The organism is Streptomyces sp. HB132 (genome assembly GCF_016909575.1).
Taxonomy (GTDB): domain Bacteria; phylum Actinomycetota; class Actinomycetes; order Streptomycetales; family Streptomycetaceae; genus Streptomyces.
On the sequence record NZ_JAFBGA010000001.1, the window covers coordinates 783,067 to 805,763 of the forward strand.

At 68.3% G+C, this 22,697-nt stretch carries 16 protein-coding genes; 14 read left to right on the forward strand and 2 right to left on the reverse strand.

Going from position 1 to position 22,697, the window contains the following annotated elements; all coding sequences use genetic code 11:
• Positions 1-22: 22 nt before the first annotated feature.
• From JOC24_RS03830 to JOC24_RS03865, 8 genes are all read left to right on the forward strand, one after another.
• Positions 23-2,356: an ABC transporter family substrate-binding protein gene (locus JOC24_RS03830; RefSeq protein WP_205018639.1), complete on the forward strand. Its 2,334-nt coding sequence runs from the start codon at positions 23-25 to the stop codon at positions 2,354-2,356.
• A 335-nt stretch (positions 2,357-2,691) separates the two neighbouring features.
• On the forward strand, positions 2,692-4,566 hold the full coding sequence (gene typA, locus JOC24_RS03835) for a translational GTPase TypA (protein WP_205018640.1): 1,875 nt from the start codon (positions 2,692-2,694) through the stop codon (positions 4,564-4,566).
• Positions 4,567-4,859: 293 nt separating this feature from the next.
• Positions 4,860-5,438: a hypothetical protein gene (locus JOC24_RS03840; RefSeq protein ID WP_205018641.1), complete on the forward strand. Its 579-nt coding sequence runs from the start codon at positions 4,860-4,862 to the stop codon at positions 5,436-5,438.
• A 791-nt stretch (positions 5,439-6,229) separates the two neighbouring features.
• Entirely contained in the window at positions 6,230-7,267 is a 1,038-nt protein-coding gene (locus JOC24_RS03845; RefSeq protein ID WP_205018642.1) for an ABC transporter permease, read from the forward strand.
• Between the two features lie 100 nt (positions 7,268-7,367).
• Positions 7,368-9,164, forward strand: coding sequence for an ABC transporter substrate-binding protein (locus JOC24_RS03850; RefSeq protein ID WP_205018643.1), 1,797 nt, complete (start codon positions 7,368-7,370; stop codon positions 9,162-9,164).
• A gap of 102 nt (positions 9,165-9,266) precedes the next feature.
• A complete protein-coding gene (locus JOC24_RS03855) occupies positions 9,267-10,244 on the forward strand; it encodes an ABC transporter permease (protein WP_205018644.1) in 978 nt (325 codons plus the stop codon).
• 10 nt (positions 10,245-10,254) lie between these two features.
• On the forward strand, positions 10,255-11,316 hold the full coding sequence (locus JOC24_RS03860) for an ABC transporter ATP-binding protein (RefSeq protein ID WP_205018645.1): 1,062 nt from the start codon (positions 10,255-10,257) through the stop codon (positions 11,314-11,316).
• Positions 11,317-11,331: 15 nt separating this feature from the next.
• The gene (locus tag JOC24_RS03865; RefSeq protein WP_205018646.1) at positions 11,332-12,450 is read left to right on the forward strand and encodes an ABC transporter ATP-binding protein; all 1,119 of its coding nucleotides are present in this window, start codon (positions 11,332-11,334) and stop codon (positions 12,448-12,450) included.
• Between the two features lie 101 nt (positions 12,451-12,551).
• On the opposite strand, the gene JOC24_RS03870 is transcribed toward JOC24_RS03865, so the two are convergent.
• Positions 12,552-13,142 carry a chloramphenicol phosphotransferase CPT family protein gene (locus JOC24_RS03870; protein WP_205018647.1) on the reverse strand — a complete coding sequence of 197 codons (591 nt, stop codon included), beginning with the start codon at positions 13,140-13,142 and terminating at the stop codon, positions 12,552-12,554.
• A 176-nt stretch (positions 13,143-13,318) separates the two neighbouring features.
• On the opposite strand from JOC24_RS03870, the gene JOC24_RS03875 reads away from it, so the two are divergent.
• The 6 genes from JOC24_RS03875 (at position 13,319) to JOC24_RS03900 (ending at position 20,462) form a co-directional block, all read left to right on the forward strand.
• The gene (locus tag JOC24_RS03875; protein WP_205018648.1) at positions 13,319-14,947 is read left to right on the forward strand and encodes a peptide ABC transporter substrate-binding protein; all 1,629 of its coding nucleotides are present in this window, start codon (positions 13,319-13,321) and stop codon (positions 14,945-14,947) included.
• A gap of 91 nt (positions 14,948-15,038) precedes the next feature.
• Positions 15,039-15,962, forward strand: coding sequence for an ABC transporter permease (locus tag JOC24_RS03880; RefSeq protein WP_205018649.1), 924 nt, complete (start codon positions 15,039-15,041; stop codon positions 15,960-15,962).
• Entirely contained in the window at positions 15,955-16,947 is a 993-nt protein-coding gene (locus tag JOC24_RS03885) for an ABC transporter permease (protein WP_205018650.1), read from the forward strand. Before JOC24_RS03880 ends, JOC24_RS03885 begins: the two co-directional genes overlap by 8 nt.
• A 13-nt stretch (positions 16,948-16,960) precedes the next feature.
• Positions 16,961-17,938 carry an ABC transporter ATP-binding protein gene (locus JOC24_RS03890; RefSeq protein ID WP_205018651.1) on the forward strand — a complete coding sequence of 326 codons (978 nt, stop codon included), beginning with the start codon at positions 16,961-16,963 and terminating at the stop codon, positions 17,936-17,938.
• Positions 17,928-19,130, forward strand: coding sequence for an ABC transporter ATP-binding protein (locus JOC24_RS03895; RefSeq protein ID WP_205018652.1), 1,203 nt, complete (start codon positions 17,928-17,930; stop codon positions 19,128-19,130). The genes JOC24_RS03890 and JOC24_RS03895 overlap by 11 nt, the downstream gene beginning before the upstream one ends.
• A 216-nt stretch (positions 19,131-19,346) precedes the next feature.
• Positions 19,347-20,462 (forward strand): hypothetical protein, encoded by a 1,116-nt coding sequence (locus JOC24_RS03900; protein ID WP_205018653.1) that lies wholly within the window; start codon positions 19,347-19,349, stop codon positions 20,460-20,462.
• 6 nt (positions 20,463-20,468) lie between these two features.
• Here the strand turns inward: JOC24_RS03900 and JOC24_RS03905 are convergent, their stop codons facing one another.
• Positions 20,469-22,595, reverse strand: coding sequence for a S9 family peptidase (locus tag JOC24_RS03905; RefSeq protein WP_205018654.1), 2,127 nt, complete (start codon positions 22,593-22,595; stop codon positions 20,469-20,471).
• Positions 22,596-22,697: the final 102 nt, after the last annotated feature.

Sequence of the window (22,697 nt, forward strand, 5' to 3'; positions counted from 1 at the left end):
CCGGCCCCGGAGGTAAACAGCCATGGCCCACGTCGGCGTCCCACGCGGGACGGCCCGAAAGCGCCGTTCGGTCGCGCTCCTGGCGACAGGTGTGCTCACGATCCCGGTACTGGCGGGCTGTTCCTCGGACAGCGACGGCCCCACGGCGGTGGCTGTCCCGCAGGACATCGCCCCGGTCTCCCGGGACCGGATCACCGAAGGCTCGAGCGTCACGTGGGCGATCGACGGGGTGCCCGCGACCCTGAACGCCTACCAGGCCGACGCCGACAGTGCGACCACGCGGATCACCGGTGCCCTGCTGCCCTCGCTCTTCCCCATGGACGCCGAGGGGGAGCCCCGGCTCAACCCCGACTACCTGGAGTCGGCCAAGGTCATCGAGCGGGAGCCCAAGCAGGTCGTCCTCTACAAGCTCAGCCAGCAGGCCGTGTGGAGCGACGGCCGGGAGATCGGCGCCCCCGACTTCGTCGCCCAGTGGCGCGCGCTGCGCGGCAAGGACTCGGCCTTCTGGACCGCGCGCAACGCGGGATACGAGCGGATCGAGAAGATCGAACGCGGCAAGGACGATCTGCAGGTCCGGGTCACCTTCTCCAAGCCGTACGCCGACTGGCGCTCGCTGTTCTCGCCGCTCTACCCGAAGGAGGTGACCGGGTCTCCCGGCACCTTCAACGACGGTGCCCGGACCACCCTCAAGAACACCGCCGGGCCGTTCCTGCTGCGCAGCGTGAACAAGCCCGAGGGGACGGTCGTGCTCGACCGGAACCCGCGCTGGTGGGGCGACGAGGCCAAGCTGGAATCCCTGGTCTTCCGCGCGGTCGAGCCCGAGGACCGTACGGAGGCACTGACCGAGGGCAAGGTGGACGTCGCCGACATCGACCCGGCGACGGCCGAAAGCATCGCCCGCGCGGCCCGCTACCGCGGCGGGAACGGCGGGCAGCCGGCCCACGGGCCCGGATCCGACGTCACCCCGGCCTCCGCCCTGCGGTCCTGGGCGCTGGCCCACGGTTCGGACGAGGAGGCCGCTGAGACGGAGCAGGCCGCCCGCGCGGAGAACCGGGAAGCCGTCGCCGTGTACGCCGCCGAGCAGAAGGCGCTGAGCGGATTCGCCGTGCGCAAGTCTCTGGAGCCCGCCTACACGCAGCTCGCACTGAACGGCGAGTCCGGCCCCCTCTCCGACGACCGGGTGCGCCGTGCCATCGCCCGCGCCCTGGACCGGCAGGAGCTCGCCGACACGGTGCTCAAGCCGCTCGGCCTGCCCGCCGAGCTGCCCGGCAGCCACCTGGCCCTGGCCGGGCAGCCGGGCTACAAGGACGGCAGCGGCGCGCTCGGGGAACACGACACCAAGGAAGCCCAGGCGCTGCTGGCCGACGCGGGATGGACCCCGGGCGGGGCCGTCCGCAGTACCGAGGACACGAAGGCGGGCAGCGAGGCCGAAGAAAAGAAGACGGCCGGGGAGAAGGACACGGGCGAGAAGGCCGACAAGGCCGACAAGGCCGACAAGGCCGAGAAGGGCGACAAGGCGGAGAAGGGCGAGAAGGGCGAGAAGGCGGACAAGGCCGACAAGGCGGAGAAGGGCGAGAAGGGCGAGAAAGCAGACAGGAGCGAGAAGGCGGAGAAGGACGACAAGGCATCCCGCGACGAGGGGATGTACGTCGTCGGCGACGACAAGCCGGGCGACCGACCGGCCGACGACGGCGAGGTCACGGCCCAGGACAAGCAGGCCGGTGGCGCCCGGGGCGCCTACGCCCCCGAAGGGACCGCCGCGCCGGCCCCCGTCTCCGCCAAGAAGCGCCTCGGCAAGGCGGGCAAGCCTCTGAGCCTCCGTTTCGTGCTGCCCTCGGGCCCCGGATCGCAGTCGCTGCGCACCGTGGGCGAGAAGATCGTCGAGATGCTGGACTCGGTCGGCATCGGCACGCAGATCATCAAGGTCGAGGACGACAGCTACTTCAAGGACCACATCGCCTCCGGCGACTACGACCTGGCGCTGTACTCCTGGCCCGCGACCGCCTACCCGGCGACCGACGGCCGCCCGATCTTCGCCAAGCCGGAGCCCGCCACCGACGGCTCGCTGCTGGTCGAGCAGAACTACACGCGGGTCGGCTCCGACCACATCGACCAGCTCTTCGACCGGGCGGTCTCAGAGCTCGACGCCAACGCGTCGAGAGACCTGCTGAAGCAGGCCGACGCACGGATCTGGGCAGCCGCTGGATCGATTCCGCTGTTTCAGAGGCCACAGCTGGTCGCCGTCGACAAGAAGCTGGTCAACATCGGCGCCTTCGGCTTCGCCGCACCTCGCTACGAGGACATCGGCTTCACCGGGCGCCAAGCGGCAGGTTCCCCCGCGAACCGGAAGAAGTAGCAGGTCAGGGCCACATTCGAAGCTCAGATACAGCTCAAATCCCTTGCCCGCCGGAAGCCCCGGCGGGCAAGGTGGTGTCCGCCCCGACCCGGGCCACTCTTCTTCTCACACCCCCTGCCGTCCGACCTCGAACCGGCTGGACGATGACGTAATACCGTCTGAATATCGACTGAATTATGGCTGCAGCCCCGCCCTGAGGATCGGGCCGGGAAGCCCCGGGCCCGTCGGGCCCGTACCATTGGACGAGCCGTGGCGTGCCGCCCGGCGGGCGTACGAGGACTCGAAGACCGACTGAGACGCCTGATCCCACGATCTGAGAGAAGCGCAAGCCACCCATGCCCACGCGCCACGACATCCGTAACGTAGCCATTGTCGCCCACGTCGACCACGGCAAGACCACGCTGGTCGACGCCATGCTCAAGCAGGCGGGCGCCTTCGCCGCGCACGCCGCCGAGAACCTCGACGAACGCATGATGGACTCGAACGACCTGGAGCGTGAGAAGGGCATCACGATCCTCGCCAAGAACACGGCGGTGAAGTATCACCCCAAGGACGGCGGGGACCCGATCACGATCAACATCATCGACACCCCCGGCCACGCCGACTTCGGCGGCGAGGTCGAGCGTGGTCTGTCGATGGTGGACGCGGTCGTTCTGCTCGTCGACGCCTCCGAGGGTCCGCTGCCCCAGACCCGCTTCGTCCTGCGCAAGGCGCTCGACGCCAAGCTGCCGGTCATCCTCTGCATCAACAAGACGGACCGTCCGGACTCCCGGATCTCCGAGGTCATCGACGAGACCTACGACCTCTTCCTGGACCTGGACGCCGACGAGGACCAGATTGAGTTCCCGATCGTCTACGCCTGCGCCCGTGACGGCGTCGCGTCGCTGACCAAGCCCGAGAACGGCACGGTCCCGCCGGACAGCGACAGCCTGGAGCCGTTCTTCACGACGATCCTCTCCACGGTCCCGGCCCCCGAGTACGACGAGGCCGCCCCGCTGCAGGCCCACGTCACCAACCTGGACGCCGACAACTTCCTCGGCCGTATCGCGCTCTGCCGCGTCGAGCAGGGTGAGCTGCGCAAGGGCCAGACCGTCGCGTGGATCAAGCGTGACGGCACGGTGTCCAACGTCCGTGTCACCGAGCTCCTGATGACCGAGGCGCTCACCCGCCAGCCCGCCGAGAAGGCCGGCCCGGGTGACATCTGCGCCGTCGCCGGTTTCCCGGACATCATGATCGGTGAGACCCTGGCCGACCCCGAGAACCCGATCGCGCTCCCGCTGATCACGGTCGACGAGCCCGCCATCTCGATGACGATCGGCACGAACACCTCGCCGCTCGTCGGCAAGGGCGGCAAGGGCCACAAGGTCACCGCCCGCCAGGTGAAGGACCGTCTGGACCGCGAGCTGATCGGTAACGTCTCGCTCCGCGTCCTCGACACCGAGCGTCCGGACGCCTGGGAGGTCCAGGGCCGTGGTGAGCTCGCGCTGGCGATCCTCGTCGAGCAGATGCGCCGTGAGGGCTTCGAGCTGACCGTCGGCAAGCCGGAGGTCGTCACCAAGCAGATCGACGGCAAGACGCACGAGCCGATCGAGCGCATGACGATCGACTCGCCCGAGGAGCACCTCGGTGCCATCACGCAGCTGATGGCGACCCGTAAGGGCCGTATGGAGACCATGACGAACCACGGTTCGGGCTGGGTCCGCATGGAGTGGATCGTGCCTTCCCGCGGCCTCATCGGCTTCCGTACGGAGTTCCTGACGCAGACCCGCGGTACGGGCATCGCGCACTCCATCTTCGAGGGCCACGAGCCCTGGTTCGGTGAGCTGCGCACCCGCCACAACGGTTCGCTGGTCGCCGACCGCTCGGGCACGGTGACGCCGTTCGCCATGGTCAACCTCCAGGAGCGCGGTGTCATCTTCACCGAGGCCGGCACCGAGGTCTACGAGGGCATGATCATCGGCGAGAACTCCCGCGCCGACGACATGGACGTGAACATCACCAAGGAGAAGAAGCTCACCAACATGCGTGCGGCTTCCGCGGACACCACGGAGAACGTGGTCCCCGCCCGCAAGCTCTCGCTGGAGCAGTCCCTGGAGTTCTGCCGCGAGGACGAGTGCATCGAGGTGACCCCGGAGACCGTGCGTATCCGCAAGGTCGTCCTGGACGCGAAGCAGCGGGGCCGTACCGCCTCGCGCGCCAAGAACGGCTGACCCGACCCGGTGCGCCGGTGAGGCGCATGACTGAGGCCCAGGTACCCACGGGTACCTGGGCCTCAGTCATGCGCCTCACCCCTCTCGGCGTATCGGGATGCGCAACACGGAACAGTTGGCGGACGCAAAGCTTCCAGTTGCTGCGCGTGCATGCTTCGTCACCCGGACCTCAATTTTTTGCTCATATCGCTGGAGTTGCCCCTGGCGAAGCTGCAGAGTGGTCGTCGTCACACCGGGTGGCGTGGCATTCGATCGCTGTGTGAATCGTTTTCATTCGCACAGGCAAGGGGGGAATGCAGAAAGTCATTGCTGTCGCACTCGCCGGCGCGGCGGCGGCGGTCATGCTGGCGACACCGGCGGCCGCGGCGGGCAACGACCCGATGTGCAATCCGGGGAGCACCAAGCTGACGTGGACCCAGAAGAGCAAGACCTGGGTCGTGACGCACCGCAAGGTGCTGGAGAACTACACCGGTGGCACTGCCACGAAGACGTACGGTGCGCAGAAGGTGACCGAGGTCGGCGCTTCGGTGACCGCGACGGCCGGGGCGAAGGTCAGCGGGACGGTCGTCATGGCCAGTCTCGAGGGCTCCCTGGGCCTGGAGCTGATGGCCGAGGGGAAGCGGACGCGCGAGAAGTCCGAGTCCGTCAGCTTCCGGGTGGCGAAGGACGGTACCTACGTCTTCTACGCCGGCACGAAGAAGGCCAAGGGCTACTACACGCAGCACCGCTGTGACCGCGGGACGAAGTGGATCAAGACGGGCCGTTACGGGAAGGCCCAGAGCTGGACGGTCTCCACCGAGGGTGGGGTGCGCTGCGCCACCAAGCCGCCCAAGACCTCCCTGGCGGCGGTCGCCAAGAAGAAGTACTGCTGACCTCCTGGCCTGCGGCGTGGCAGCGCCCCCGGTGACCCGAGTTCCACACGGGGCGCCGGGGGCGCTCCGGCGCCCCGGTGTCCCACCCACGCGCCGGTGGGTGCGCAACCCGTTTTCCCGCGTCAGACGTCCGGATATCGTGCATGGTTCACCGGAGCGTGTGTTAACGGTCCGTTTCGGGCGTGTCTGTCTAGGATCACTTTGTCCGAATTTTGACCATCCGGGGTCTCCTGATGTTGTCAAACCGAGACCCTTTAAGTGTGGTTTACGGCCCGACTGTGCTCAATAGTTGGCTCAGTTGAGCTCGGGTCAACGGGTCACGCACTGCGAAGGTGTCGGCTCGCGAGCACACGGTGTGTCCCTCTTCCCGTCGTCAGGGGTGTCGACGGGCAGCAGGTGCCGCAACTGTTTTACGTGGACTCACGAGGAGGAACCCATGTGCGCCGCCCTGGGTATTAACGCGGTCGAGCCGTCCGGTACGGCGCGACCGCACGGTTTCGTACATCTCGGCTCACCCGGTCCTGTGGTCGGCGACGCCTGACGGCGTTCCGGCCCGTCTTACCCGCTCTACGCGCGTCCGGGAGTGAAACCCACTCCTGTTGGCGCTCCTTCGACTGTTGAGTCCTGAGGTAATTCCCCGCAGGCGGACAGTCGTGCTGCCGCACCCGGCCGACAGGGCGCGGTCGGCTCGGAGGAGCCGCCACACAGCAGGCATGACGCAGTGAGTGAACCGAACTCAGCCGCGCGGCCTGACCGGGCGCCGGTACCCGACATCTGTGAATGGACGCATCATGACCAGTCCAATCGAGGCCGAGGACGCCACGGCCTCTGTCGCCTTGGACGATGAGACCCCGGCGAACAGCAAGGCCGTCGAGACGGATGCTCCCGTAGGCCGCTCCCCGGGCCAGCTGATGTGGATGCGCTTCAAGCGCGACCGCACCGGCGTGATCACCGCGGTTGTCGTGCTCTTCTACTTCGTCATAGCGGCGCTCGCCCCGGTGATCTCCAGCCTGTACGGCAAAAACCCGTACACGCTCTACGCGCAGGAGCCGGACTACCCGTTCCTGCTCGACGACTTCGCCATGCCCACGGGCTCCTTCGGCGGTATCTCCGGGGACTTCTGGTTCGGTGTCGAGCCGAACCTGGGCCGGGATGTGTTCACCATGCTGCTCTACGGCATGCGGACGTCGCTGTTCATGGCCCTGGTCCTGACGGCGCTCAGTGTCCTCACGGGCGTGATCATCGGCATGGTGGGCGGATACTTCGGCGGGAAGGTCGACTACTGGCTCGGCCGGACCACCGACTTCTTCCTCTCCTTCCCGAGCCAGCTCTTCTTCATCGCCTTCATGCCCGTCGTGACCGCGCTGTTCGTCTCACCGACGGAAGAGACGCCCACGTACATGCGGGCCGTCGCGATCATCCTGGTGATGTGGTTCCTGGGCTGGATGGGCATGGCCCGTCTGGTCCGCAGTTCCGTGCTCTCCCTGCGTGAGCGGGAGTTCGTGGAGGCGGCCAAGGTCTCGGGGGCCTCGCGGTGGCGGATCGTCCGTAAGGAGATCCTGCCCAACATCGTGACGCCCATCCTGGTCCAGGGCACCTACATGCTGCCCAGCGCGATTCTGTCCATCGCGTTCCTCTCGTTCGTCGGTGTCGGTTTCGTCGAACCGACGCCGGACTGGGGTCGCATGTTCGCCACCGGCGCCGAGATCTACGTCGAGGATCCGGCCTTCATGTTCTTCCCGGGCATTGCCATGGTGGTTTTCGTTCTTTGCTTCAACCTCCTTGGTGACTCCGTCCGGGACGCGTTCGACCCCAAGACCGGACGCTGACGTCCATGGGCGAGGGTGGCTGCCGCCCTCGCACCGGGCAACCGGACGGTCAGGCAGCACTTCTCTGGATAACAACCGACAGGTAGGTGCACAGAGCATCATGAACCCCATTCGATCGCGTTCCGCACGCGTCATCGTCGTCGCGGCCGCTGCCGGCTCGCTGGCGCTCACCGGCTGCTCCAGCGACAGCGGCAAGAGCGCAAAGGACGAGTCCAAGTCGCAGGAGGACGCCGCGTCCCAGTCGAAGCCTGTCGTCTACGGCGAGGCCGCCGACTCGAACGGCCCGGCGGCCGAGGTCCCGGGTGCCAAGCCCGGTGGCACCATCAACATCTACACGCAGTCGGACCTGTCCCACATGGACCCGGGTCAGATCTACGTCAGCGACGCGGGCCAGTTCGCCAACCTGATCCACCGCAAGCTGACGAACTACCAGGAGGACGACGAGGGCAACCTGACGGTCGTCGGTGACATCGCCACCGACGCCGGCAAGTCCTCCAACGGCGGCAAGACCTGGACGTACACGCTGAAGGACGGCATCAAGGACGAGGACGGCAACGCCATCACCTCGGCCGACGTCCGTCACACCTTCGAGCGTCAGTACTCGAAGGTCATCTTCGACGGCCCGTCCTTCGTCCAGACCTGGCTCTCGGGCTCGGACTACCGCAAGGCGCTGCCGGACGGCCCCTACAAGGGCAAGCACCTGCCCGACAGCGTGCTGTCGACGCCGGACGAGAAGACGATCGTCTTCAACTTCGACAAGGCGCGTCCGGACCTGCCTCAGGCGCTCTCGATGGCCGGTTACGCCATCGTGCCCGAGAAGGCGGACACGAAGGAGAAGTACGACAAGGCTCCGAAGTCGCTCGGCCCGTACAAGATCGCCGAGTACAAGTCCGGCAAGTCCCTGAAGCTGGTCAAGAACACCAACTGGGACCCGAAGACGGACGCCGTCCGCCACCAGTACGTGGACGGCTACGACTTCACCACCACGATCGACCAGCCCAGCCAGACCAAGCGTCTGATCGCCGACCAGGGCGAAGCGAAGAACGCCATGCAGTTCACGGACTCCGTGGACCCGGCCCAGGCGTCGTCCGTGATCGGTAACGCGGCGGTCAACAAGCGCACGATCAAGGGCTACCAGCCCTACGTGTGGCAGATGAGCTTCAACCTGGACCGCATCAAGGACAAGAAGGTCCGCGACGCGATCACCTACGCGATCCCGAGCCAGTCCATGATCCAGGCCGACGGCGGCAAGTACGGCGGCGAGCTCGCCGGCGGTCTGTTCGCGCCGACCCTGCCGGGCTACGACCCGACGTACGACCCGTTCGGCAAGCTCAAGAAGCCCAACGGTGACCCGGCGAAGGCCAAGGCGCTGCTGAAGGAGGCGGGTGTCGCGGAGGGAACGAAGCTCACCTACGCCTACTCCAACACCCCGCGTGGCCAGAAGCAGATGGTCATCATCAAGGACGCGCTGGCCAAGATCGGCTTCGACATCCAGGCCAAGGAGATCGACCGCGCGACCTTCTACGAGCAGATCGGTAAGGTCGACAACGAGTTCGACCTGTACATGACCGGTTGGGGTCAGGACTGGGCCTCCCAGTCCACCGTCGTCACCCCGGTCTACGACGGCACCCTGGTCGCCGACGGTCAGCCGAACTACTCCCACATCAACGACGCCAAGGTCAACAGCCTCATCCAGGAGGCGCTGGTCCTCGAGCCCGAGGCCGCGGCCAAGAAGTGGGAAGAGGCGCACAAGCGCATCGTCGAGGAGATCAACCCGGCCGCCCCGGTCTACTACTCGAAGCAGCTCCAGCTCTTCGGCTCCAACATCGGCGGCGCCCGGTACAGCACCAACTCGAGCTACATCGACATCAACCGTCTGTACCTGAAGAAGCCGTAACACCTCAGATCGGCTACTCCGTGGGGGTGCGCGCCAGGCGGAGCGCACCCCCACGGACCCCTCCGTACAACCCGCCGCTTCCGAAGAGAGCAGCCTCCCGCGATGCTTCAGTTCCTCATCCGCAGGTTGACCGGCGCAGTCGTCATCATGTTCCTGATCGGCGCCTTCACGTTCTTCCTGTTCTACACAATCCCCCAGGACTTCGCCCAGCTCTCCTGCGGCAAGAACTGCACGCCGCAGAACATTGCGGTCATCCGGGAGAACCTCGGCCTGGACAACCCCATAACGACGCAGTTCTGGGAGTTCATGCGCGGCATCGTCGTCGGACGTGACTTCGCCGTCGGGCACTGCGCGGCTCCGTGCCTGGGACAGTCCTTCAGCACGGGCGACTTCGTGTGGGACTCGATCATGGACCGGTTCCCGCTGACGCTGTCGCTGACCGTCGGCTCCCTGGTGATCTTCCTGGTGCTCGGCCTCGGCTCGGGTCTGCTCGCGGCCTGGAAGCGCGGTACCGCCCTGGACAAGGCTGTCAGTGGCGCCTCGATGGTGCTCAGCTCGTTCCAGATCTACTTCCTCGGTCCGATCGTCCTCGGCCTCCTCGTCTTCAGCACGGGTTGGATGGAGAGCCCCAAGTACGTCCCGTTCCTGGACAGCCCGGTCGAGTGGGCCCTCGCCCTGCTCATCCCGTGGGCTGTCATGGCAACGATCTTCACCGCCCAGTACACCCGTATGTCGCGCTCCACGATGATCGAGCAGCTCCAGGAAGAACACGTCCGCACCGCGCGCGCCAAGGGCATGCCGCAGCGGTACGTCTTCTTCCGCTACGCCTGGCGAGGATCACTCGCCCCGATCGTCACCATCCTCGGTATGGACCTCAGCGGGCTCCTCGCCGGTGGTGTGGTCACCGAGTTCACCTTCGACCTGGCGGGTATCGGGCGTCTCGCGGTGGAGTCCTCGCTGACCAAGGACCTTCCGGTGACCATGGGGGTGATGCTGTTCGGAGCCTTCTTCATCCTGGTACTGAACATCATCGTCGACCTCGCATACGCCTACATCGACCCGCGCGTGCGCCTCGCCTAGGAGAACGACCGTGACCACACTGACCAAGACCGAAGACACACCGGCCCCGACCGGGCCGGACGCCTTCCTCTCGGTACGCGACCTGCGGGTGCGGTTCTCCACCGAGGACGGCGTCGTCAAGGCGGTCGACGGGCTCTCGTTCGACGTCGAGCGGGGCAAGACGCTCGGTATCGTGGGTGAGTCGGGTTCCGGCAAGTCCGTGACCAACCTGGCCGTCCTGGGGCTGCACAATCCGCAGAGTTCGGACGTCACGGGAGAGATCCTGCTGGACGGCAAGAACCTGATCGCAGCCTCGGAGAAGGAGATGGAGCGGATCCGCGGCAACCGGGCCGCGATGATCTTCCAGGACCCGCTCACGGCGCTCTCCCCGTACTACACCGTGGGAAGACAGCTCGCCGAGCCGTACCGCAAGCACACGGGTGCCTCGCGCAAGGAGGCCAAGGCCAGGGCCATCGAGATGCTGACCAAGGTCGGCATCCCGCAGCCCGCCCTGCGCTTCGACGACTACCCGCACCAGTTCTCCGGTGGTATGCGCCAGCGCGCCATGATCGCCATGTCGCTGATGTGCAACCCCGACCTGCTGATCGCGGACGAGCCGACCACCGCGCTCGACGTGACCGTGCAGGCGCAGATCCTCGACCTGCTCAAGGACCTGCAGCAGGAGTTCGGCTCCGCGATCATCTTCATCACCCACGACCTCGGGGTCATCGCCAACATGGCGGACGACCTGCTGGTGATGTATGCGGGCAGGGCCGTCGAGCGCGGCACCGTCCGCGAGGTCCTCCAGCAGCCCAAGCACCCCTACACCTGGGGTCTGCTGAGCTCGATGCCGCGTCTGGGCGGTGACATCAACGAGGCGCTCATGCCGATCCCCGGCTCGCCTCCGAGCCTTCTCAACCCGCCTTCGGGCTGCCCGTTCCATCCGCGTTGCGCCTTCACCGAGAAGGTCGACGGGGAGCGGTGCAGCGGCGAGCGGCCGTTGCTGGCCGAGGGCCGGGCGGCAGCCTGCCACTTGACGCCGGAGCAGAAGCGCACGATCTTCATCGACGACATCAAGCCCCGGCTGGGCTAGGAGAGACGCAGAGACATGAGTGAAAACGTCACTCTGCCTGAACAGCAGGGTTCCACGGACGGGGTTCGTGAACGCCGCGAACTGCTCTCGGTCGAGGGCATGGCCATGCATTTCCCGATCTACGGAGGCTTCCCCTTCAAGCGTCAGGTCGGCGCGGTCAAGGCCGTCGACGGCATCGACCTCTCGGTGTACGAGGGCGAGAGCCTCGGCCTCGTCGGCGAGTCCGGCTGCGGCAAGTCGACCACCGGAAGGATGATGACCCGCCTGCTGGAGCCGACGGGCGGGAAGATCACCTACCGGGGCCAGGACATCACGCACGCCGGCCGTCGGCAGCTGGCCCCGATCCGGTCCGAGATCCAGATGATCTTCCAGGACCCGTACTCCTCGCTGAACCCGCGGCAGACCGTCGGCACCATCATCAAGAGCCCGATGGAGGTCAACGGAGTCAACCCGTCCGGTGGCCGGGAGAACCGGGTGCGGGAGCTGCTGGAGCTCGTCGGGCTGAACCCCGAGCACTACAACCGCTTCCCGCACGAGTTCTCCGGCGGACAGCGCCAGCGCATCGGGGTGGCGCGCGCCCTCGCGCTCCAGCCGAAGCTGATCGTGGCGGACGAGCCGGTCTCGGCCCTGGACGTCTCCATCCAGGCACAGGTGGTGAACCTTCTGCAGAAGGTTCAGCGGGAGATGGGCATCGCCTTCGTCTTCATCGCCCACGACCTGGCCATCGTCCGGCACTTCTCAGAGCGCGTGGCCGTGATGTACCTGGGCAAGGTGGTGGAGGTCGCCGACCGCGACTCCCTGTACAACCGGCCCCGGCACCCCTACACCCACGCCCTGCTGTCCGCCGTTCCCGAGGCGGACGTGGACAGCGCGAACAAGGAGCGGATCCGGCTCGAGGGCGACGTGCCCTCGCCCGTCAATCCGCCGTCCGGCTGCCGCTTCCGCACCCGTTGCTGGAAGGCCCAGGACAAGTGCGCGACGGAGGAGCCGCCGCTGGTCCAGATCTCCGGCAACCGCGAAGGTCACCTGACGGCCTGCCACTTCCCGGAGGACCCGACGACCGAGAAGACCGGCGCGGACATCGTTCTCGACCCCGCGCTCGCGGAGCTCGAGAAGGACGCGGACACCGAGTAGCCGCAGGCTCCGGTCGCAGGTCCGGGGGGTCGGGACGCTTCAGGCGTCCCGGCCCCCCGGACGCGTTTGCGGGTAAGGCGGTCCTGCCCGGAACGGCCCGGTCACCCCTGCGGCAGTGTGTCCGGGTTCGCCCTCATCCGCTCGAACGCGGTCGGGCGCGGCCGCCCGGGAAGGAACTCCGCGATCAGCCGGGCGCACTCCACGGCACCCGCCCGCTCGGTGTCGCACTCGACGTCGTAGACGCCGTGGGCGTGGACGCGGTCGAACTGCCGGGCGGCCAGTCCTGCCGGGCGATCGCCCCGGGCCCGCTCGCGCCGTTCCAGCTCGGGCAGGGAGCAGCGGACCCCGACGAGGACGACGTCCCGGGGGGTGAAGAGACCGAGGCAGTCATGGAGGCGCCACGGCTCGCTGAAGACGTGATCGACCACGATGTTGTTCCCCGCCGCGGCCATGCCGGCGACTGCCCGGTGGAATCCCCTCCAGGTGCGTCCGAGCATGGCGGCGAGCTCGTCGTGGGGGAGCTCGGGGCCTCGGCGCATGGCGTGGAAGGCGTCCACCGGCATGTGGAAGTACGTCTCGCCCAGGACGCCGAGAAGCTCCCTGGCGATGCTCGACTTGCCGGAGCTCGACGTCCCGTTCAAGAAGATGATCAACCCGCCGGCCGGTGTCCCGTGCTCCGGACGTGCCGTCATGTGTGCCCCCGCTGCTCGCCGATGCCGGACCGCCACAGTCTCGCAGCAGACGAGCAGCCCTCGCCGGGGCCCCACGGCCCCGGGTGCCACGGACGGCCGTAGTGAACATGCGACGGGATGGCTGATGGGGTGATATGGGGCATTGAGCAACTCAAGGGACATCTAGGAGGCACTCCATGCGCGGAGCCACACGAGCCAGGTGGGCCGCATGTGCCGCAGCCGTCGCCCTGACGGCCACGGCCTGCGGTGGAGGGGACAGCGGTGGTGGCGGTGGCGCCGACGGGATCGTGAGCTCGTCCTGGGGCGATCCGCAGAACCCGCTGGAGCCGGCGAACACCAACGAGGTGCAGGGCGGCAAGGTCCTCGACATGGTCTTCCGGGGGCTCGTGCGGTACGACCCCAAGACGGGCGAGGCCCAGAACGAGATCGCCCAGAAGATCGAGTCGACCGACTCCCAGAACTTCACCATCACGATCAAGGACAACTGGACGTTCAGCAACGGCGAGAAGATCACCGCGAAGTCCTTCGTCGACGCGTGGAACTACGGCGCCGCGCTGAAGAACAACCAGAAGAACGCCTACTTCTTCCAGTACATCGACGGTTACGACAAGGTCCACCCCGAGTCCGGCAGCGCGACCGCCGACACCCTCTCCGGCCTGAAGGTGGTCAACGGCACGACCTTCACGGCCAAGCTGTCGCAGAAGTTCTCGCTCTGGCCCGACACCCTCGGCTACGCGGCCTTCGTGCCGCTGCCCAAGGTCTTCTACTCCGACCACGAAGCCTGGCTCTCCAAGCCGATCGGCAACGGTCCCTACACGATCGACCAGTACGCCAAGGGCTCCTCGATGAACCTGCGCCGTTGGGACGGCTACCCCGGATCGGACAAGGCGCAGAACGGCGGCATCGACCTCAAGGTCTACACCGACAACAACACCGCCTACACCGACCTGACCGCGGGCAACCTCGACCTGGTCGACGACGTGCCGGCGTCGCAGCTCAAGAACGTCGGGGCGGACCTGGGCGACCGGTACATCAACACACCCGCCGGCATCATCCAGACGCTCGCCTTCCCGTTCTACGAGAAGGCATGGGACACCCCCGACGCGGTCAAGGTCCGCCAGGGCCTGTCGATGGCGATCAACCGTGACCAGATCACCAACCAGATCTTCCAGAAGACCCGCACCCCCGCTTCCGACTGGACCTCGCCGGTCCTCGGCGAGGAGGGCGGTTTCAAGGAGGGCCTCTGCGGCTCCGCCTGCGAGTACGACAAGGCGGAGGCCAAGAAGCTGATCCAGGAGGGCGGCGGCATCCCCGGCGGCCAGCTGAAGATCTCGTACAACGCGGACACCGGCTCCCACAAGGAGTGGGTCGACGCGGTCTGCAACAGCATCAACAACGTCATGGGGAACAGCAAGGCGTGCGTCGGCGGGCCCGTCGGGACCTTCGCCGACTTCCGCAGCCAGGTCTCCACCCAGAAGCTGACCGGGGCCTGGCGCGCGGGCTGGCAGATGGACTACCCGCTCATCCAGAACTTCCTGCAGCCGCTCTACTACACCAACGCCCCGTCCAACGACGGCAAGTGGAGCGACCAGAAGTTCGACGACCTGATCGACAAGGCCAACGCGGAGAGCGACAAGGCCAAGGCCGTCACCACCTTCCAGGACGCCGAGAAGGTCCTCGTCGACCAGATGCCCGTCATCCCGCTCTGGTACCAGAACGGCAGCGCGGGCTATTCGGACAGGGTCGAGAACGTCTCGCTGAACCCCTTCAGCGTCCCGGTGTACGACCAGATCAAGGTCAAGTGACCCCCTGAAGCCGGGGGCCGGTGCGGCGTCCCGCACCGGCCCCCGGCTTTCCGGTCCGCCCGCCCGCTCGCCCCGACCCCCGGAGCCCCTCATGGGACGTTATGTGATCCGGCGGCTGCTGCAGATGATCCCCGTCTTCTTCGGCACCACGCTGCTGATCTTCCTCATGGTGAACGTGATGGGCGACCCCATCGCGGGCCTCTGCGGTGACCGCCAGTGCGACCCCGCGACCGCCGCCCAGCTGCGCACCGAGTTCGGCCTCGACAAGCCGGTCTGGCAGCAGTACCTGACCTACATGGGCAACATCTTCACCGGTGACTTCGGCACGGCCTTCAACGGGCAGAAGGTCACGGAGCTGATGGCCACCGCCTTCCCCATCACCATCCGGCTGACCATCGTCGCGATCGTGTTCGAGATCGTCATCGGCATCAGCCTCGGCGTCGTCACCGGACTGCGCCGCGGCCGGCCCGTCGACACCTCGGTGCTGATCCTGACCCTGGTCGTCATCGCCGTACCGACCTTCGTCACCGGCCTCCTGCTCCAGCTCCTCCTCGGCGTGGAGTGGGGCATCATCAAGCCGTCCGTCTCCTCCGAGGCGCCGCTCGACGAGCTCATCGTCCCCGGGCTGGTCCTGGCCTCCGTGTCCCTGGCCTACGTCACCCGGCTCACCCGGACCTCGATCGCCGAGAACGCCCGCGCCGACTACGTCCGCACCGCCGTCGCGAAGGGGCTGCCCCGGCGGCGGGTGGTCGTGCGGCACCTGCTGCGCAACTCCCTCATCCCCGTCGTCACCTTCATCGGTACCGACGTGGGCGCACTGATGGGCGGGGCGATCGTCACCGAGCGGATCTTCAACATCCACGGGGTCGGCTACCAGCTCTACCAGGGCATCCTGCGCCAGAACTCCCAGACCGTCGTCGGGTTCGTCACCGTCCTGGTCCTCGTCTTCCTGGCGGCGAACCTGATCGTCGACCTCCTGTACGCCGTACTCGACCCGAGGATCCGCTATGCCTGAGCAGAAGCCGTGGGACGAGTCGATGGGCAGCGGGGCGATCTCGGGGGCCGGTGCGGGCGGGGCCATGGACCTCGCCGTCGACGAGGGCACCACACTGGAGAAGACGCCCGGCGGCCCGGACGGCACCGGGCCCGCGGGCAAGCCGCGCAGCCTGTGGTCCGACGCCTGGCGCGACCTGCGCCGCAACCCGGTCTTCATCGTCTCCGGGCTGGTCATCCTCTTCCTGGTGATCATCTCGATCTGGCCGTCGCTGATCACCGACCAGGACCCGCTCGACTGCGACCTCGCCAAGGCCCAGGAGGGCTCCCAGCCCGGGCACCCCTTCGGCTACGACGGACAGGGCTGCGACGTCTACACCCGCACCGTCTACGGCGCACGGACCTCGGTGACCGTCGGTGTCCTGTCCACCCTCGGGGTCTCGCTGCTCGGCGGCGTACTGGGCGGTCTCGCCGGCTTCTTCGGCGGGGTCTGGGACGCCGTGCTCTCCCGCATCACGGACGTCTTCTTCGGTATCCCCGTGGTCCTCGGGGGCCTGGTCTTCCTGTCCGTCGTCACCAGCTCCACCGTCTGGCCGGTGATCGGCTTCATCGTGCTGCTCGGCTGGCCCCAGATCGCCCGTATCTCACGCGGCTCCGTCATCACGGCCAAGCAGAACGACTACGTCCAGGCCGCCAGGGCGCTGGGAGCCTCCAATTCGCGGATGATGCTGCGCCACATCACGCCCAACGCCATCGCCCCCGTCATCGTCGTCGCGACCATCGCCCTGGGGACGTACATCTCGCTGGAGGCGACCCTCTCCTACCTCGGGGTCGGCCTGAAACCGCCGGCCGTCTCCTGGGGCATCGACATCTCCGCCGCCTCCCAGTACGTCCGTAACGCGCCGCATATGCTGTTGTGGCCCGCCGGCGCGCTGGCCGTGACCGTGCTCGCGTTCATCATGCTCGGCGACGCGGTGCGCGACGCCCTCGACCCCAAGCTGCGCTGAGGAGCCCGCTGCCATGTTGCTCGAAGTGCGCGATCTGCACGTGGAGTTCCACACCCGGGACGGCGTGGCCAAGGCTGTCAACGGGGTCAACTACTCGGTGGCCGAGGGCGAGACGCTCGCCGTCCTCGGGGAGTCCGGCTCGGGCAAGTCCGTCACCGCCCAGGCGGTCATGGGCATCCTCGACATGCCGCCGGGAAGGATCAGCGGGGGCGAGATCCTCTTCCGGGACCGAGACCTGCTGAAGCTCAAGTCCGAGGAGCGCCGCAGGATCCGTGGCCAGGAGATGGCCATGATCTTCCAGGACGCCCTGTCCTCGCTGAACCCGGTGCTGAGCGTCGGCCAGCAGCTCGGGGAGATGTTCGTCGTGCACCGCGGGATGTCCCGGGGGGACGCCAGGGCCAAAGCCATCGAGCTGATGGACCGGGTGCGCATCCCGGCCGCCCGGGAGCGGGTCGGCGACTACCCGCACCAGTTCTCCGGCGGCATGCGCCAGCGCATCATGATCGCCATGGCGATGGCGCTCGAGCCCTCGCTGATCATCGCGGACGAACCCACCACCGCCCTCGACGTGACCGTCCAGGCCCAGGTGATGGACCTCCTCGCCGAACTCCAGCGCGAGCTCAACATGGGGCTCATCCTCATCACCCACGACCTCGGCGTGGTCGCCGACGTCGCCGACAAGATCGCGGTGATGTACGCCGGCCGGATCGTGGAGACCTCGCCCGTGCACGAGATCTACAAGGCTCCCGCCCACCCGTACACCAAGGGCCTGCTCCGCTCGATCCCCCGGCTGGACCAGAAGGGCCGGGAGCTGTACGCGGTGAAGGGACTGCCGCCCAACCTGCTCCACATCCCGCCCGGCTGCGCCTTCCACCCGCGCTGCCCCATGGCCCAGGCCGTGTGCCGCACGGACGTGCCGCCGCTCTACACCGTGGACGAGGAACGCCGGAGCGCCTGCCACTTCTGGAAGGAGACGCTCGATGCACGCTGAGGACACCGGACGCGGGGGCGCCGCGGGGGGCTCCACGCTGCTCTCCGAGGCGCGGGAGGCGGGACGAACGCAGCCGTACGCCGAGGGGGACCCGATCCTGGAGGTGCGCGGCCTGGTCAAGCACTACCCGCTGACCAGGGGCATCCTCTTCAAGAAGCAGATCGGCGCGGTCAAGGCCGTCGACGGTGTGGACTTCGACCTGGCGGCCGGCGAGACGCTCGGCATCGTCGGTGAGTCCGGCTGCGGCAAGTCGACCGTCGCCAAGATGCTCGTGAACCTCGAACCGCCGACCGGGGGCGTGATCCGGTACAAGGGCGAGGACGTCACGAAGCTGTCCGGCCGCGCGCTCAAGGCCGTGCGCCGCAACATCCAGATGGTGTTCCAGGACCCGTACACCTCGCTGAACCCCCGGATGACGGTGGGCGACATCATCGGGGAGCCCTACGAGATCCACCCCGAGGTGGCGCCCAAGGGGAGCCGGCTGCGGAAGGTCCAGGACCTGCTCGACGTCGTCGGTCTGAACCCGGAGTACATCAACCGCTATCCGCACCAGTTCTCCGGCGGTCAGCGCCAGCGCATCGGGATCGCCCGCGGCCTCGCGCTCAACCCGGAGATCATCGTCGCGGACGAGCCGGTCTCCGCGCTCGACGTGTCGGTCCAGGCCCAGGTCGTCAACCTGCTGGACCGGCTGCAGGCCGAATTCCACCTGAGCTTCCTCTTCATCGCGCACGACCTGTCCATCGTCCGGCACATCTCGGACCGGGTCGGCGTCATGTACCTCGGCCGCATCGTCGAGATCGGCACGGACGAGGAGATCTACGACCACCCGACGCACCCGTACACCCAGGCCCTGCTGTCGGCCGTCCCGGTGCCCGACCCGACGGCCCGTGAGCACCGCGAACGGATCATCCTGCACGGTGACGTGCCCTCCCCGGCGAACATCCCGTCCGGCTGCCGCTTCCGCACCCGCTGCTGGAAGGCCCAGGAGCGCTGCCGGCTCGAGGTGCCGCTGCTTGCCGTACCGGCGGTCTTCCGGGAATCGGAGACACCGGCCCGCCACGACTCGGCCTGCCACTTCGCCGAGGAGAAGCAGGTGGTGCCGCAGGAAGGGGCTCGGGAGACGCCCGAGGGCGAGGAGCCGCCGTCCCCGGGCAAGGACGATCCGAGTCCCGAGGGGCCGGATCTCGGCTGAACGAGGAGTGGTGAACGGTCCTCAGATCCGTTAACACACAGGCAACTCGACCGTCGCCACACCGATATGTGAACGTCCCACCATGGAGAACGTACGGCCGTGCGGGTGCCGTGAACCGGCCGGGGCGTTCATCACGTCGTCCCGGCCGGTCTCCCCTTCCCGCACACCCCACAGGTCCTCTTGTCCATCGGCGGACCGCGGTGGAGTATCGCTCGGGTGATACTCACACGGGGAGCCAGAATCACCGGAGCGGTGCTCTGCGCCGTGCTCGCGGCCGTCGTCGCGGGGTGGATCGTGCGGGATCTCCGGGCCGTCGGCGATCCGCTCGTGCTGCTGCGTTACTGGGCCGGTTACTCGGACGGATGGCCGAAGAAGCCGCCCGCCACCCTGCAGGCCGATCCCGTGCTGCTCGTCGCCCACGTGCTCGCCCTGATCGCCGCACTGCGCTCTCCGATCGCCGCGTCCGCGCTGGTCGCCACCGGACTGGTCACCCTCGTCCTGCGGCTGCCGGGCGTCTGGACCATCGGCTCGCCCTGGATGGACGGGCGGTACAGCGACGAACTGCGCACCCGCGCACTCGTCGGCACCTTCGTCACGCTCGCCGCGGGCCTCGCGCTCGTCATCACCGGAGCCGCCGGCCGCCGACAGCCCGAGGACTTCTACGAGCCCCGGCCCACCAGGCCCGGCCGGGGGGCCGGGGTCACGGCCTTCCTGGTTCTCGGAGCCGCGGGCGCCGTCGTGATCGCCTGGGAGGTCCGCCAGCTCTTCACGCTGCCCGACCAGGTCCATACCGACTGGTTCATCGGCGGAGAGGCCCTCACGCTCGGGCTGACCGCCGCGCCGCCCGGCTGGAGCAGCGTGGCACTCGGTGCTGTCTGCCTGACGGTGGCGTGGACCGCGCTCTTCCGCGCCGTCCACGCCCGCCCGCTCGGCATGATCGCCGCCGGACTCCTGTCGGTCGCCGGCGGCTGCGGGATCGCCCGTGCCGTTCACCACGCGTGGCTGGAGCACTTCGGCGAGGCGCGGACCGAGCAACAGCTCGTCATCCTCACCTCGTTCTTCCTCGCCTTCGCCGGGGCGACGGCCCTGCTCGTCCTGGCGCGCGGGGGCTTCGCGGACAGCGAGGGGCAGGGGTACGGCGGTCACGGCTACCCGCAGGGCGGTGCGCCCGGCTACGGCTACCCCCAGGGCGGGGCCACGGGCTACGGCTACCCGCAGGGCGCCACTCCGGGCTACGGATACCCGCCGGGCGGTCCGCCCGGGCACGGCGGTCCGCCGGGCGGCGGCGGAGGCGCCCCACCGCCGCCCGCGTCCCCGCCGCCCGGCTGGTGACGGGCCCTACGGCCGTGGCAGCCCCAGGGACCGCCTGAGGAAGTCCACCTGGAGCAGCAGCAGGTTCTCGGCGACCTGTTCCTGAGGCGTCATGTGCGTCACCCCGCTCAGCGGCAGCACCTCGTGAGGGCGTCCGGCGGACAACAGCGCGGACGAGAGCTTCAGCGCGTGTGCGACCACCACGTTGTCGTCGGCCATTCCGTGGACGATCATCATGGGCCGTGCCGTGCCGGCGGCTTCGGAGAGCCCTTCGTCGGTCACCAGGGAGCTGCGGGCGTACACCTCGGGCTGCTTCGCCGGGTCGCCGAGATAGCGCTCGGTGTAGTGGGTGTCGTAGAGCCGCCAGTCCGTCACCGGTGCGCCGACGACGGCCGCGTGGAAGACGTCGGGGCGCCGCAGTACCGCGAGCGCGGAGAGGTAGCCGCCGTACGACCAGCCGCGCATCGCCACCTTCGAGAGGTCCAGGGGGAAGCGGGCGGCCAGCGCGTGCAGCGCCTCGACCTGGTCGTCGAGTGTGAGGGTGAAATCGTCCCGGACCGCCTTCTCCCAACCGGGCGAACGTCCCGGCGCGCCACGGCCGTCGGCGACGACCACGGCGAAACCGTGGTCCGCGAACCACTGCGACGTGAGGTGCGGGTTGTGGGCGGCGACCACCCGGCGCCCGTGCGGGCCGCCGTACGGATCCATCAGGACCGGAAGCGGCCCGTCTGATTCCCTGTAGTCGGTGGGGAGCAACACGGCGCACGGAATCCGCCGTGCGCCCCCCTCCGTCAGCCGGACCCTCGCGGTCAGGACCGGCTCCTGGGCGAGGTTCGCCACGGTGGCGATCCGCTTGCCGTCACGCAGTACCTGCACGGCCTTGCCCGGGTACTCCGGAGAAGCCGACACCAGCACCGTCACGCCGCCCCCGCGAACCGCGGAGTGCACCCCGACGCCCTCGCTGACGCGCTCCACGCCCAGCTCGTTGACCCGGTACACATGGCTCTGTCCCGTCTCCGGGTCCGCGGCGTCCTCGCCCGCTACGGCCTCCACCAGGATGTCCGACTCCCCGACGTCCAGGACCGCCTGGATGTGCAGCCGACTGCCGGTCAGCGGCCTGTCCCCGACCGAGAGCACGCGTGCGCCCCCTTCGTCGGCGACCCGTACGAGCTGCCCGTCGGGCGCCCAGGCGGGCACCCCGTCGAAGAGGTCGAGCCAGACGGCGTCCTCGTCGACGTGCACCGTACGGGTCGCGCCGCTCTCGGTGTCGACGGCCAGATACCGCTGGCTGCGCTGGTCACGGGCCTGCACCAGGAGCAGCGGGGCCCCGTGCGAGGACCAGTGCGCCCGCGCCAGATAAGGGAAGCGGAAACGGTCCCAGACCACCTCCGTGCGGTTCCCGTCCAGGTCCGTCACGAAGAGCCGCACCTCCGCGTCGGCCGTTCCCGCCGCCGGATAGCGCACCTCCGCGGGCTTGTTCCCGGGGTGCGCCGGATCGGCGATCCACCACCGCTGTACGGCGCTGTCGTCGACCCGGGCGACCAGCAGGCGGTCCGAGTCCGGCGACCACCAGAAACCGCGGTAGCGGCTCATCTCCTCGGCCGCGATGAACTCCGCGAGGCCGTACGAGGTGTGCGCGTCCTCCGGTTCGGCGATCGGCCGGTCGCCGTCCCCCTCCGCCCCCACGACGCGCAGCGCGCCCCGCGCGACGTAGGCGACGTGCCGGCCGTCGGGGGAGGGGCGGGGATCGATCACCGGGCCCGGCACCGGCAGGGCGCGCGCCGTGCCCGCCCTCAGCTCGGCGACGTACGCCTTTCCGGAGAGCGCGAAGGCGGCCAACTCGGCCGCGTCGTCCACCGCGTACCCCACGATGCCCGCCGAACCCTCCCGGGTCCGCTCGCGCCGCGCCCGCTCCTGCGGCGACAGCTTCTCCACCGAACCACCCAGCAGGGCCACGGGGTCGGCGGCGACCCGCTCCTCGCCCGTGCCGGTGTCCAGCACCATGAGCCGGTTCGCCCGGTCGCTGCCGGAGGACGAACGGAGGAAGAGCACCCGCGTCCCATCCGGTGAGACGGTGAATGCCCGTGGTGCGCCGAGAGTGAACCTCTGGGTCCGGGCGTGCTGGCGGGGGAAAGACAGCTTCTGCGAGGTCATGGCACCGAACCTAGCCCTCGGCGGGCCGGTCCGTGCGCCCCTCGTGCTGCTGTGCCCCGATCAATGCGTCGGCACGGATAGTTATGATCCGTAGCGCTCGGT

Coding starts and splice junctions, on each gene's coding strand:
- JOC24_RS03830 (WP_205018639.1), top strand. CDS start 23: ATGGCCCACGTCGGCGTCCCACGCGGGACGGCCCGAAAGCGCCGTTCG.
- typA (WP_205018640.1), top strand. CDS start 2,692: ATGCCCACGCGCCACGACATCCGTAACGTAGCCATTGTCGCCCACGTC.
- JOC24_RS03840 (WP_205018641.1), top strand. CDS start 4,860: ATGCAGAAAGTCATTGCTGTCGCACTCGCCGGCGCGGCGGCGGCGGTC.
- JOC24_RS03845 (WP_205018642.1), top strand. CDS start 6,230: ATGACCAGTCCAATCGAGGCCGAGGACGCCACGGCCTCTGTCGCCTTG.
- JOC24_RS03850 (WP_205018643.1), top strand. CDS start 7,368: ATGAACCCCATTCGATCGCGTTCCGCACGCGTCATCGTCGTCGCGGCC.
- JOC24_RS03855 (WP_205018644.1), top strand. CDS start 9,267: ATGCTTCAGTTCCTCATCCGCAGGTTGACCGGCGCAGTCGTCATCATG.
- JOC24_RS03865 (WP_205018646.1), top strand. CDS start 11,332: ATGAGTGAAAACGTCACTCTGCCTGAACAGCAGGGTTCCACGGACGGG.
- JOC24_RS03870 (WP_205018647.1), bottom strand. CDS start 13,142: ATGACGGCACGTCCGGAGCACGGGACACCGGCCGGCGGGTTGATCATC.
- JOC24_RS03875 (WP_205018648.1), top strand. CDS start 13,319: ATGCGCGGAGCCACACGAGCCAGGTGGGCCGCATGTGCCGCAGCCGTC.
- JOC24_RS03880 (WP_205018649.1), top strand. CDS start 15,039: ATGGGACGTTATGTGATCCGGCGGCTGCTGCAGATGATCCCCGTCTTC.
- JOC24_RS03885 (WP_205018650.1), top strand. CDS start 15,955: ATGCCTGAGCAGAAGCCGTGGGACGAGTCGATGGGCAGCGGGGCGATC.
- JOC24_RS03890 (WP_205018651.1), top strand. CDS start 16,961: ATGTTGCTCGAAGTGCGCGATCTGCACGTGGAGTTCCACACCCGGGAC.
- JOC24_RS03895 (WP_205018652.1), top strand. CDS start 17,928: ATGCACGCTGAGGACACCGGACGCGGGGGCGCCGCGGGGGGCTCCACG.
- JOC24_RS03905 (WP_205018654.1), bottom strand. CDS start 22,595: ATGACCTCGCAGAAGCTGTCTTTCCCCCGCCAGCACGCCCGGACCCAG.